Source organism: Vreelandella venusta, assembly GCF_007989605.1.
GTDB lineage: Bacteria > Pseudomonadota > Gammaproteobacteria > Pseudomonadales > Halomonadaceae > Vreelandella > Vreelandella venusta.
On the sequence record NZ_BJUL01000018.1, the window covers coordinates 41,129 to 53,570 of the forward strand.

The 12,442-nt window shown below is 51.3% G+C and carries 14 protein-coding genes; 3 read left to right on the forward strand and 11 right to left on the reverse strand.

All coding sequences use genetic code 11. The annotated features are described in order from the left end of the window. Positions 1 to 4: 4 nt before the first annotated feature. The 8 genes from sufD to HVE01_RS16320 all read right to left on the reverse strand — a co-directional run bounded on the left by sufD (position 5) and on the right by HVE01_RS16320 (position 5,874). On the reverse strand, positions 5 to 1,345 hold the full coding sequence (gene sufD, locus HVE01_RS16290) for a Fe-S cluster assembly protein SufD (RefSeq protein WP_146945119.1): 1,341 nt from the start codon (positions 1,343 to 1,345) through the stop codon (positions 5 to 7). Continuing rightward, a complete protein-coding gene (gene sufC / locus HVE01_RS16295) occupies positions 1,342 to 2,091 on the reverse strand; it encodes a Fe-S cluster assembly ATPase SufC (RefSeq protein WP_125746952.1) in 750 nt (249 codons plus the stop codon). The genes sufD and sufC overlap by 4 nt, the downstream gene beginning before the upstream one ends. A gap of 69 nt (positions 2,092 to 2,160) precedes the next feature. Beyond that, positions 2,161 to 3,603, reverse strand: coding sequence for a Fe-S cluster assembly protein SufB (gene sufB, locus HVE01_RS16300; protein ID WP_125746950.1), 1,443 nt, complete (start codon positions 3,601 to 3,603; stop codon positions 2,161 to 2,163). 71 nt (positions 3,604 to 3,674) lie between these two features. Next, entirely contained in the window at positions 3,675 to 4,133 is a 459-nt protein-coding gene (locus tag HVE01_RS16305; protein WP_083002775.1) for an SUF system Fe-S cluster assembly regulator, read from the reverse strand. Between the two features lie 275 nt (positions 4,134 to 4,408). Further along, positions 4,409 to 4,750: a zinc ribbon domain-containing protein YjdM gene (locus HVE01_RS16310; RefSeq protein ID WP_146945120.1), complete on the reverse strand. Its 342-nt coding sequence runs from the start codon at positions 4,748 to 4,750 to the stop codon at positions 4,409 to 4,411. 149 nt (positions 4,751 to 4,899) lie between these two features. Then, the gene (locus tag HVE01_RS16315) at positions 4,900 to 5,271 is read right to left on the reverse strand and encodes a hypothetical protein (RefSeq protein ID WP_244973789.1); all 372 of its coding nucleotides are present in this window, start codon (positions 5,269 to 5,271) and stop codon (positions 4,900 to 4,902) included. An 8-nt stretch (positions 5,272 to 5,279) separates the two neighbouring features. Then, positions 5,280 to 5,471, reverse strand: coding sequence for a hypothetical protein (locus HVE01_RS20070; RefSeq protein WP_244973788.1), 192 nt, complete (start codon positions 5,469 to 5,471; stop codon positions 5,280 to 5,282). A gap of 28 nt (positions 5,472 to 5,499) precedes the next feature. Beyond that, on the reverse strand, positions 5,500 to 5,874 hold the full coding sequence (locus HVE01_RS16320; RefSeq protein ID WP_125746944.1) for a thiol-disulfide oxidoreductase DCC family protein: 375 nt from the start codon (positions 5,872 to 5,874) through the stop codon (positions 5,500 to 5,502). An 81-nt stretch (positions 5,875 to 5,955) separates the two neighbouring features. On the opposite strand from HVE01_RS16320, the gene HVE01_RS16325 reads away from it, so the two are divergent. After that, positions 5,956 to 6,417 (forward strand): flavodoxin family protein, encoded by a 462-nt coding sequence (locus HVE01_RS16325; RefSeq protein WP_146945121.1) that lies wholly within the window; start codon positions 5,956 to 5,958, stop codon positions 6,415 to 6,417. Positions 6,418 to 6,477: 60 nt separating this feature from the next. Here the strand turns inward: HVE01_RS16325 and fadA are convergent, their stop codons facing one another. Both fadA and fadB read right to left on the reverse strand, forming a co-directional pair. Then, the gene (gene fadA / locus HVE01_RS16330; RefSeq protein ID WP_125746941.1) at positions 6,478 to 7,656 is read right to left on the reverse strand and encodes an acetyl-CoA C-acyltransferase FadA; all 1,179 of its coding nucleotides are present in this window, start codon (positions 7,654 to 7,656) and stop codon (positions 6,478 to 6,480) included. Positions 7,657 to 7,679: 23 nt separating this feature from the next. Continuing rightward, positions 7,680 to 9,854, reverse strand: coding sequence for a fatty acid oxidation complex subunit alpha FadB (gene fadB, locus HVE01_RS16335; protein WP_125746939.1), 2,175 nt, complete (start codon positions 9,852 to 9,854; stop codon positions 7,680 to 7,682). 271 nt (positions 9,855 to 10,125) lie between these two features. Here fadB and HVE01_RS16340 point away from each other — a divergent pair, with 271 nt between their 5' ends. Both HVE01_RS16340 and slyA read left to right on the forward strand, forming a co-directional pair. After that, positions 10,126 to 11,283 carry a DUF5924 family protein gene (locus HVE01_RS16340; RefSeq protein WP_146945122.1) on the forward strand — a complete coding sequence of 386 codons (1,158 nt, stop codon included), beginning with the start codon at positions 10,126 to 10,128 and terminating at the stop codon, positions 11,281 to 11,283. Positions 11,284 to 11,354: 71 nt separating this feature from the next. Continuing rightward, positions 11,355 to 11,807: a transcriptional regulator SlyA gene (gene slyA / locus HVE01_RS16345; RefSeq protein WP_125746935.1), complete on the forward strand. Its 453-nt coding sequence runs from the start codon at positions 11,355 to 11,357 to the stop codon at positions 11,805 to 11,807. Between the two features lie 8 nt (positions 11,808 to 11,815). Here slyA and HVE01_RS16350 read toward each other — a convergent pair whose 3' ends face one another. Continuing rightward, positions 11,816 to 12,358: a preprotein translocase subunit YajC gene (locus tag HVE01_RS16350; protein WP_146945123.1), complete on the reverse strand. Its 543-nt coding sequence runs from the start codon at positions 12,356 to 12,358 to the stop codon at positions 11,816 to 11,818. Between the last annotated feature and the right edge of the window lie 84 nt (positions 12,359 to 12,442).

Genomic DNA, 12,442 nt, shown 5'->3' on the forward strand with positions numbered 1-12,442 from the left:
TGCGTTAGTCGTTGAGCGCAGCCGCTGCTTCTACCAATCCAGCAAGGTTAAAGCGCTCCGGCAACTTGCCTGCTACCGCTAACTCTACTCGTTCAGCAATCACATCTAGCGCGACCTGTTCAAGCACCTCGCCAGCAAATGCAAGCGTTAACAAACCTCGCGCTGTCGCTTTGTCGATACCGCGGGTACGCAACGCGTAGATCGCGTCTTCATCCAACTGCCCCGTGGTGGTGCCATGAGAGCACTTCACGTCATCAGCATAAATTTCAAGCTCAGGCTTGGCATCAATCTGCGCGCGATCGGAAAGCAATAAGTTTTGGTTACTTTGGAAACCTTCGATCTTCTGGCTATCGCGCTTGACGTACACTTTACCGTTAAACACGCCATGGGCACGGTCATCCAAAATGCCTTTGTAGTTCTCGTTCGAGAACGTCAGCGGCGCATTGTGATTAACCTTGGTGTGGTTATCCACGTGCTGGCGGCCTTGACCAAAGAACAGACCATAGAAGTTGGTTTCTGCGCCTTGGCCGTTTAAATCACTAATCAGGTCGTTGCGCACCAGCGCACCGCCCAAATTCAGATTGTAGGAGCTGTAGCGGCTATCTCGGCTCTGTTCAACATGAATACTGGCAACATGCAGATCACCCAAGGGCGCTTCTTGCAATTTGTAGTGATTCAAAATCGCACCGCGATCAAGCATCAGCTCTGCAACCACGTTGGTGAAGTTGGCCGCATCGGCTTCACCGATATAGTGCTCAATTAACGTTGCTTCACTGCGCCCTGCTGCTTCAACCAAAATGCGCGGATGGCTCATTACTGGCGTGCCCGCACGGGACAAAAATTGCAGCAAGATGGGCTTTTCCACCACGGTACCCGGCGCAATGCGTACTACCGCACCCTCTTCCATAAACGCGGTGTTCAACGCTGCGAACGGAGAGAAGTCTACTCCCGTTAAGCGACCCAGCGGCCCACCCACAGCCTCATGGTTATCAGCCAGAGCCTTAGAGAGCGGCATTACCTGAACGCTACTCGGCAGCGCTTCTAAGTCCGACAATGCGGCTGAGAAAATGCCATCCACAAAGGTCAGTCGGTACGCATCCAACGGCAAGGTAAGCGCAGCTGCTTGTGCCTGGGAAAAATCTGCAGTCTCAGCCAGCGCAAAGTTACCCTGGGCTATCGTGCGAACGTCAGTATATTTCCACTCTTCATCGCGGCGAGTAGGAAATCCCATGGCTTCAAAGCGGGCAGCTCCCGCTTGGCGGCGAGCCGCGATCCAGGTTGGCTCAACTCCGCGCTGTTGGCTACGCGCTTTCAGCGTGTCCAAAAACGTTTGCGTATCGCTCATGCCACAGACTCCTCAATGCCTTCATAGCCGTTGGCTTCCAGCTCTTTAGCAAGCTCAGCGTCGCCGCTCTTCACAATACGACCGTCGACTAACACGTGCACTTTATCCGGTACGATATAGTCAAGCAGACGCTGATAGTGAGTGACCAGCAAAATAGCGCGTTCTTCAGCCCGCAGACTGTTAACGCCATCGGCAACGACTTTCATCGCGTCAATATCGAGACCAGAGTCAATTTCATCAAGCATGGCAAGCTTTGGCTGAAGCACTAGCATCTGAAGAATTTCGTTGCGCTTTTTCTCACCGCCAGAGAAACCTTCATTGACGGCACGCTGTAGGAAACTGGCATCCATCTTCATAAAGCCCAGCTTCTCTTTGACGAGCTTCATAAACTCAGGAGCGGGCATTTCTGCTTCACCACGTGCGGCACGCTGTGCATTAAGCGCCGACTTGAGCAGATAGATATTTTTCACCCCTGGAATTTCCACTGGGTATTGGAAACCTAATAGCAAGCCCGCTTGAGCACGCTCTTCAATTTCCATTTCCAGCACGTCCTGCCCCTCAAAGGTAATGCTACCCTGGGTCACTTCGTAGCCGTCTTTACCGGCAATAACTGCCGACAAGGTGGATTTACCCGCGCCGTTCGGGCCCATAATGGCATGTACTTCACCGGCATTGATGGTGAGCGTTAAACCTTTCAAAATTTCTTTGCCGTCGACGGTGACGTGTAAATCTTTAACTTGCAACATAGTCATAACCTTTTGAATTCTTGCGGGACGCTTGCGCGTCTCCGGTAAAATAAGTCGGGGCTGAAGTGGTTAACCCACTGCACCTTCAAGCGTGACACTTAGAAGCGCTTCGGCTTCTACCGCGAACTCCATCGGCAGCTCTTGGAAAACGTCTTTACAGAAGCCGTTAACAATCATGCTGACCGCATCTTCTTCAGAAATTCCACGGCTTTGGCAGTAGAACAGCTGATCTTCGCCAATCTTAGACGTGGTGGCTTCGTGCTCAATCGTCGCTGTACTGTTACCAATTTCTTGGTAAGGGAATGTGTGCGCACCACACTTATCGCCAATTAACAACGAATCACACTGAGTGAAATTACGTGCCCCTTTGGCACGAGGGCCAATTTTGACTAAGCCACGATAAGATTGATCGCTCTTACCTGCCGAAATACCTTTGGCAACGATATAGGAGCGGGTGCCTTCGCCAATATGAATCATTTTGGTGCCAGTATCCGCTTGCTGACGGCCGTTAGTCACCGCCACAGAGTAGAACTCACCGATACTGTCTTTGCCACGCAAAACACAAGAAGGATATTTCCAGGTGATCGCTGAACCGGTTTCGACCTGTGTCCAACTGATGCGCGAACGTTCACCGCGACAATCACCACGTTTGGTAACGAAGTTATAAATTCCGCCTTTACCGTCTTCATCACCGGGATACCAGTTCTGAACGGTGGAATACTTAATGTAAGCATCATCCAGCGCAACGAGCTCTACGACTGCTGCGTGCAGCTGGTTTTCATCACGCATTGGCGCCGTACAGCCTTCCAAGTAAGACACCTGAGCACGGCTCTCACAGATAATCAGGGTGCGCTCGAACTGGCCGGTATTGGCCGCGTTAATCCGGAAGTAGGTCGACAGTTCCATCGGGCACGTTACGCCTTCAGGAACAAACACAAACGACCCATCGGTAAATACAGCCGAGTTCAGTGCGGCAAAATAGTTATCAGCTACCGGAACGACCGTACCGAGATACTGTTTGATAAGATCTGGGTAATCGCGAATAGCTTCAGAAATCGAGCAGAAAATAACGCCCGCTTCGCCGAGCTGTTTTTTAAACGTGGTTGCCACGGAAACAGAGTCGAATACGGCATCGACGGCCACGCCAGCAAGCGCTGCACGCTCATGCAAAGGAATACCAAGCTTTTCATATGTTTCGAGAAGCTTAGGATCAACTTCATCCAGGCTCTGAGGGCGATCTTCCGGGCGCTTGGGCGCACTGAAATAAGAGATCGATTGATAGTCAATGGGCGGATAATCAAGATGCGCCCAGGACGGCTCTTTCATTTTCAACCACTGACGATAAGCATCTAGGCGCCACTCCAGCATCCATTCCGGCTCGCCTTTCTTATTAGAGATAAAGGCAATGGTGTTTTCATCAAGGCCAGGTGGCAGGGTGTCGCTTTCAATATCGGTTATAAAACCATCTTTGTATTCGCGACGAACCAACTGTTCCATTTCTTCGCTTGCCATGGTGATACCCTCCGGGCAGTTGGGTGGCGAGCCTAGCTCGCCGTCAATAGAGTTAGTCTATGTTGCACTGCCTAAGCAGATGCCAGGCTAATGCTTTGAATCGGTAACTGTACGGGTAGCTTGATTGGCGTCGTATCGGCTAGGTGCGCCAGCGTAACGCTTTCCAGTAACGTACGAATCGCCAGTGAGACTCGCTGCCAGTTATCAGCGACACCGCAGGTAGCAGCCAGATCGCACTCACCCTCCGCTTGGCTACACTCGGTCATTGCCACCGGCCCTTCAATTGCAGCAATAATATCGGCAGCCGTAATATGCGACGCTGGTCGCGCCAGTCGATAACCACCCTGGACACCGCGCTGTGACTCCAGAAGACCGGCTTTCACCAACATCTTGAGCGTCTTACTAACAGTTGGATGAGGTAACTGTACTGCATCTGCTAAATCAGCCGCCGCATGCGACGCCTGTGGATGGCGAGCAATTTGCGCCATCACGACAGCGGCATAGTCTGTCAGCCGAGAAAGCTTGAGCATGTTGACTCCTATTCGCAGTTACAGTTGGCTTACCCGTTAATGGGTACCATTTTAGTCCTGTATAAATTTGATGTGAAGCCCTAGAGCAAAATCGTTATCAATTTGTGCAAAATAACAGCACGTTCGGCTCTGATAGCATCAAAAACAACAATCATTATCATTTGAAAAAACTATCGATGGGCCAAACAAAAAAACCTGCGATGATTTCGCAGGCTTTTAACAGAACACTACTTGGTGGTGAGGGTGCTATACCTTTGAGCCACTGCCTTTGAGCACTATGCTTTTTTGACGAACTCGGACTTAAGCTTCATGGGCCCAATACCATCGACTTTACAATCAATATCGTGATCACCATCGACTAAACGGATATTTTTAACTTTAGTGCCTACCTTAACCACCAGCGAACTGCCTTTGACCTTGAGGTCTTTTATAACAGTAACGCTGTCACCATCTGCCAGCATATTGCCGTTAGCATCACGAATACCCGAGCCAGCTGCTTCAGTGCCCTCTTCTGCTACTTTTGACCATTCGTTGCCGCATTCCGGGCAGACATACTGAATACCATCATCGTAGGTAAATTCAGAGGCACAGGCAGGACAATTGGGTAGATCACTCATGATAGGCTCCAACGCATCAGGCTAATACACAGGACTTAGTCACACACAGAACTTAGTCAGACACAGAACTTAGAAAGCGATGGAGCCTACACGGCTTGAGCACAATACTCCAGTTGGGCACGTTAACTTGTGCTATCAATACAGCGTTATTACCCACCTAGCTGTGCCGAATGCTGCTGCCACCAGTGACGTGCGATGCGCACATTTTCAGCATTTGCCGTCACATCTAACACGGTGGGTAACTGTATATAGTCACCTCGAGTTCTTGCCATTAATAGCGGATCTTGGGTGGCAAGCTGAAGCGCATATAGGGCTAACATCAACTCATAGTCATCGGCTGTATTGAGACGTGCAAACAGCAAAGGTACGGCGGGCAAGCCAATTTCGCCCAACCGCTCTGCCGCGATATACCAAGTTCGGGGATTGTCTTGTCCGCCGTACTGCGAGACAAAGCGCCTATCTGCCAACCGGCTGACATAGTAGGCCGCCTTCTCTTCAGGGCTGGTTAACAGCGGCGGCACCCAGTCGGTTACCTGTCGGTTACCTGTCGGTTAGTTACGTAGCCTGGCTGCGCCGCTCCTGAAGATACCTGCGCCACGTCAGGCGACACCTTCTGTGCCACGGCATCCGGTGCCTGAGAGGAAGCTGGCTGCCCAGCGCATCCCGCTAACATAGTAAACACTGCAAAGGCTGGCACTAACCATAGAGGACACTGCTTCATGACACATTCCCTATATCAATATCCATACTTATTCATACCAACGCCCTTCCTGCTTTAGGCGTTTTCTCACCCAGCGATCATAATACCAGCGTAACGCTGTTTTGATCCCTGGCAGACCAATAAGCCATGCGATTGGCACAAGCAGAGGAATACGCATCATCAGCAAACGGTAGGCATCAATACCTTCGATAAGCGTGCCATCAGCTTTTTCGATATGCAGCGAGCGTAAAGCAGCATCTGGTGCGACTCCTTTGTCACGCAATTGCTGCTGATGCTCAGTCACATCACACCAGCTAATCCCGTTACCATGCTTACCTGCCCAACTTTCAAACAGACGTCGATCCTTCCGACAAGTAGGGCAAACGGCATCGTAGAAAACATTGATAGAGTCATTGTCAGGCATATAGGCTCTCATCGTGGTCATACTTAGCAGTGTGACACTTTGCGCTTACTACGCAAATTTCCAGTTCACGGGGGCACTCCAATGAAACAGCTATTGATCGTTGCCCATGCGCCATCCGTTAATACACGCACTCTGCGTGATGCCGCCCAGCGGGGCGCAAGCCAAAACGTTGTTGAGCAGGTGGCCTGCATAGTAAAAACGCCTTTCGAGGCTGGCCCTGATGATATTCGCGCCTGCGATGGCATTTTGCTGGGCACAACAGAAAACCTGGGCTACATGAGCGGTGCACTTAAGGATTTTTTTGATCGCAGTTACTACAGCATATTGGAAGAGAAACAAGGGCTTCCATGCGCACTCTATATTCGCGCAGGGCACGACGGCACCGGCACCCGGCGGGCAGTCGAAAGCATTGTGACAGGGCTACGTTGGCGTTGGGTTCAGGAACCACTCACGTTACGTGGTCAATGGCAGGACACTTTTGCCGACCAAGTCGAAGAACTAGGCCTCTACATGGCAGCGGGACTGGATAACGGTTTATTTTAAGGCCGCTATAAACGCAAAAACGGCACCGCATGGGTGCCGTTGTGTGGGTAAACGCTGTGTTTATTTGAGTCGTTCAAACACGGTCGCAACCCCTTGCCCCATGCCGATACACATAGTGGCAAGGCCGAGGGTAGTATCACGCTGCTGCATAACGTTAAGTAGCGTCGTACAGATACGCGAACCCGAGCAGCCTAGCGGGTGGCCTAGTGCGATGGCACCACCATTGAGGTTTACTTTTTCATCCATGGCATCCAGGAAGCCTAGATCTTTCAACACGGGCAGACCTTGTGCAGCGAACGCTTCGTTAAGCTCAACCGTTTGAATATCGGCTGCCGACAAGCCAGCGGCTTTCAGCGCTTTTTTAGACGCAGGCACTGGGCCGTAACCCATGATAGAGGCATCACAGCCTGCAACACCGGTTGAAAGCACTTTTGCAATCGGCTCAAGCCCCAGCGCCTGAGCGCGCTCGTAGCTCATAACAGCCATTGCCGAAGCCCCTACCGACAGTGCAGATGACGTGCCTGCAGTAACGGTACCATTGCGAGGATCAAATACCGGCTTGAGGCTAGCCATTGACTCGATACTCGCCTCAGGTCGAATCACTTCATCGTTCTTGACCAGAATTTTAAAACCGCGCTGGTCGTGACCTTCAACACCAATGATTTCGTTATCGAAGTAGCCTTTTTCCATGGCGGCCTGGGCACGCTGGTGAGAACGCACGCCAAACTTATCCTGGTCTTCACGAGAAATACCGTGCATTTTGCCCAACAACTCAGCGGTCAACCCCATCATCATGGCGGCTTTTGCGGCGTATTTACTGGCAGCGGGGTTCACATCAACACCGTGAGCCATGGGCACGTGCTCCATGTGCTCTACGCCACCGATCACGTAAAAGTCGCCCATGCCTGCTTTAATATTGGCCGCCGCAATATGCAGTGCCGTCATCGAGGAGCCACACAGACGGTTAACCGTTTGCGCAGGCACCGAGCGCGGAATACCGGTCATGATTGCCGCATTACGCGCAATATTCATGGATTGCTCAAGCGTCTGGTTAACACAGCCCCAGATCACATCGTCCACTTCGGACGGGTCTAAATTGGCGTTACGATCAAACAGTGCCTGCATGACGGCTGCTGACAGATTCTCGGCGCGCACATTGCGGAATGCACCATTTTTAGCTTTCGCCATGGCGGTACGTACACCGTCAACCACCACGATATCTCTTGGATTCAAACTCATCTTATATCTCCTTTGCGTGGTGGTTAGGCCTGAGAGCCAGCATAAAATTGCTGGTTATTTTGCGCCATCTGACGCAGCTTCTCAGTGGGCGCGTAAAGCGGGCCTAACTCTTCTGCAAGGTTTTCGGCCAGCTTGACGAATTCGGCAACACCCATCGCGTCAATGTAGCGCAGTGCGCCACCGCGGAAGGGAGGGAAACCGATGCCGTAGATTAATGCCATATCGGCTTCAGCGGGAGTTTCCACGATGCCATCTTCAAGGCAACGAACAGTTTCCAGACACAGCGGTACCATCATGCGAGCAATAATGTCTTCATCAGAAAACTCTTTCTGCTCTTTCACGACGTCTTTCACCAGCGCGTAGGCTTGTTCGTCGGTCACTTTCTTAGGTTTGCCTTTCTTATCTTCTTCATAGGCATAGAAGCCTTTGTCGTTCTTCTGGCCCAGACGCTTATTGTCGTACATCACCTGAATTGCGGTTTTGCCGTCACGCGCCATGCGATCAGGGAAACCTTCTGCCATCACTTCGTTAGCGTGTACCGCCGTATCAAGCCCTACTACGTCCAGCAGATAAGCAGGGCCCATGGGCCAGCCAAATTTTTCCATCACTTTGTCAACGCGTTGGAAATCAGCGCCCTGCTCTACCAGGAAGCTAAAGCCACCGAAATATGGGAACAGTACGCGGTTGACCAAAAAGCCGGGGCAGTCATTCACAACAATCGGGGTTTTGCCCATTGCACGAGCGTAGGCAACTGTTGCGGCCACCGCCGCATCTGACGTCTTCTCGCCACGAATAACTTCCACCAGCGGCATACGGTGCACAGGGTTAAAAAAGTGCATGCCGCAGAAGTTTTCTGGACGCTTAAGGTTTTTGGCCAGGCGATTGATAGAAATCGTCGAGGTGTTAGAAGTCAGGATGGTGTTTTCGCTCACCATGCCTTCCACTTCGGTCAACACGGCGTCCTTGACCTTGGGATTTTCAACCACAGCTTCAACCACTAGATCAACATTGCCGAAATCACCGTAAGAAAGCGTGGGGCGAATGTTGGTCAGCTTTTCAGCCATCTGCTCAGTCGTCAGCTTTTTACGCTCTACCTGCTTAGCAAATAGCTTACGCGCCTCTTTCAGACCCAGCTCAATCGCCTCATCATTAATATCTTTCATTATGATGGGCGTGCCTTTGCTGGCGCTCTGATAGGCGATACCACCGCCCATAATGCCAGCACCCAGCACAGCGGTCTGCTTAACTGGCTGCGACTGCTTCTCGTATTTGCTACCTTTTTTCTTCACAACTTGATCGTTAAGGAACAAGCCAACCAAGTTAAAGGCAACGCTACTGAGTGCTAGCTTGGCAAACGCTTTTGCTTCAATCGCCTGGGCGCGGGCACGGGTCTCGCCAGCGCCTTTCTGAATCACTTTAATCGACGCTACTGGCGCGGGATAGTGAGGGCCAGCCTTGCCAGCGACATACCCTTTGGCAGTTTCAAACGCCATCATTTGCTCAATGGCATTAAGATTCAGCGGAGCTTTCTTCTCTTCACGGCGCGCCTGGTAATCTAAATCACCGGCATTGGCACGATCCAGAATGTCCAGCGCGGCTTCTTCAAGTAGCTCGTGAGTAACGACAGCGTCGACCGCGCCAACTTTAAGCGCTGCGTTAGCACGGTTTTCAGTACCGCCAGCAATCCACTCAATAGCGTTATCCGCACCAATCAGGCGGGGTAAACGTACACATCCCCCCCAACCGGGCAGAATGCCTAGCTTGGTTTCGGGCAAGCCAATTTTGGCTTTCTCACTCATTACTCGGAAGTCAGTCGTCAACAGTACTTCGCAGCCGCCGCCAAGAGCCAAGCCATTAATGGCCGTCACGGTTGGAAAAGGCAGGTCTTCAATCGCATTGAAGATGTCGTGAACCTTAAGGTTCATCTCGACGAGATACTCTTCGCCTTTATCAAAAAGGCTGTGAAATTCGGTGATGTCAGCGCCGACAATAAACGCATCTTTGCCACTGCTAATCATCAGCCCCTGCAGGCCGCTTTCAGCTTGAAGCGCTTTAACTGCCTCACCCAGCTCTGCCACAACAGCGCTAGACAGCTTATTAACGGACTCATCTTTCAGATCGAAAGTGAGCTTAGCGATGTCATTGCCACCTTGGGTGTCACGACGCTCCACCGTGATGGCATTGCCTTGATAGATCATCCGCGCTCTCTCCACAAGTTCGGGCTGGCACCATTAATCGGACCTGCCACGCATTTCATACGGTCGTTTGATTGCGTAAGCTTGGTTGAGATAATGAGGAACGTCAAGCCCTGACTTTTGGCTAATGCGCTTATCTCTCAAGTGCACTTACACAAATCAACTTACAGCAGGCGCACATTTTTTGCGCTTTTAATAGACACAATAGGGAACGCATCGACTTTGCCAACGAATCCAACGATCATGCAGTTTTCATTTATGAGCCAACAACGCCATGGGTAGTTTCTTTACTCCCGCCCGTATAGCGGCACTACAAACACGGGTTGAACGCACCGTCGAACGCTTAAAACCCTGGAGCTGGCTGTGGCCACCCATCGCGTTTGGCGCTGGGCTGGGTAGTTTCTTTCTGGTGGACCGCCAACAGTGGCTAGGAGTGGTATTAGCGCTGGGGCTTCTTTTTGCCTGGCTGCTACTGCTTTCCGAGAGTCTCATCGGGCGCTGGCTTGCTAAGCGCGGCCACCCCACCTTACCCCGCGGCGTTACTACCTTTATCGCCCAAATGATTCACCAGGAAACACTTTTCTTTACGTTGCCGTTTATCCTGGTTACAACCGTGTGGAATAGCGGACAGACACTGTTTGCGCTGCTAGTGATCGCAATGGCAATACTGTCGATCATAGATCCGCTCTATTACAAGCTCGCAGGGCGTTGGCGAAGCCTCTATTTTATCTTTCATGCCCAATGTGTTTTTTTAGTGGTACTGGTTATTCTGCCGATCATGCTGCAGCTGACGACTGGCCAAAGCTTAATCCTTGCGCTAGTGATCACCATCTTGGTAGCACTGCCCAGTTTTTGGCACTTACTTAAAAAACGTTCGTTAACGCGCTGGTGTGGGCTCTTTGTGCTCACTATCGCATTAGCCTATATGGCTTGGCTCGGCAAAATATGGGTGCCTCCCGCCAGCTTATGGATGACAAACAGCGCACTTTCTCCAGCGCTAGATATTCAGAGCCGCGAACCGCAGGGAACAATGGCGCTTACGCCAGACGCAATTCGCTCTAAAGGCCTTTACGTTTACACCGCCATTCGAGCGCCGCGTGGATTAAGTGAGACGATTCATCATGCATGGCACCACAACGGCGAATTGTTAGATGAAGTAGAACTTGCTATCAACGGTGGACGGGAACAGGGCTATCGGGCTTGGAGCCATAAGCAAAATTTCCCAGAAGCACCGTCGGGAGAGTGGCGTATCGACATTATGACCGCTAGCGGACAACGGCTGGGACTGATCCGGTTTACTGTTTCGGAAGATTTGGAAAAAGCCACGATAGCGGATAGCAAAATCCAACCTAGCGGCTTGAGTGCGCTAAATTTGCGGCGTTTTATCCCCGGAAATACCAATTCTGACAACGATCGGCCAACGGACGAATAACATAACGCCTTGCATTCAGCGGCGCAGCTTATGACAATTCGCCTACTTACATTTTTCGGTAGCTGTTTACTATGGCTTCAACAATTGGTTTTCGCATTGCACGTCTGCCCCACTTGTGGCGCTCTATTCTTGATCGAAGGCTGGCGCCCTTGGGGTTAACACAAACACGCTGGGTGACGCTTTACCATTTATGGAAGTTAGGTGAAGGCAACCCTCAGTGTGATCTAGCAAGGGTGATTGGCGTAGAAGCGCCCTCATTAGTTAGAACCCTCGGACAACTTGAGGAGCAGGGACTGGTTGAGCGGCGAGCCTGCGATAATGATCGGCGCAGCAAACGACTCTATCTGACGCCAGCGGCAATGCCGCTACTTGAACAAATCGACAGTGTCGTCCAAGAGGCACGCAAAGAGATGCTGGCTGGCCTCAGTGAGAGCGATCTAGATCAATTAGACAAGTGGCTAGCGCTAATAGAAGCCAATGGTATGGCGATCCAGTTAAGAGACCAAGACAGTCCCACGGCGTAAGACATGTATTACTGCCCTGCTGTTTCGCCAGCCCCGTTTAGCGGCTTTGCAGCAGGGCGGTCTGACAATCCGCTAAGCGCCTTTCTTAGCGTCTGAAAATCTTCTCCATAGATAGCAAAACGCTCCGCAGTCTGTGACTCCCACCACCATAGTGTTAACGCCGTCGCGTTCGACTCAACCACCAAAGCATCTTGTGGAAGGCGCTCTAGCAGGGTTTTCAAAGTAGCGCTTGCCATTTCAGGCAATGGCCGTAACGGTGCAATGCGCCAACGCCACCCAGCATGATAAAGCTCCAGCGCTTCACTTGCGTTCGATTCACGCACTAACACAAAATCAGGCCCTGGCGCGTGATGGGGAAAATACCACCGATAAGCGGGCATCGTGCCTCGAAAGTTGTGCAACGGGGGCTTCTCCATCTTGATCACTACCCCATGCTTCTTGGCGGCATTCAAACGCAGCGCCATATGGCGCTTCTGCCGCGGGCTGGGCTTAAGCCACATTACCGGCGCGATAACAAACAGCGATATAAAAATAACAATAAGCCACTCCATCTAATCACTTCCCCTCGTCGCAAATACTGGCCATCAGCATTGATGTTAAAAATTGGTCATACTAGCGAATTAACTTAAAAAAGC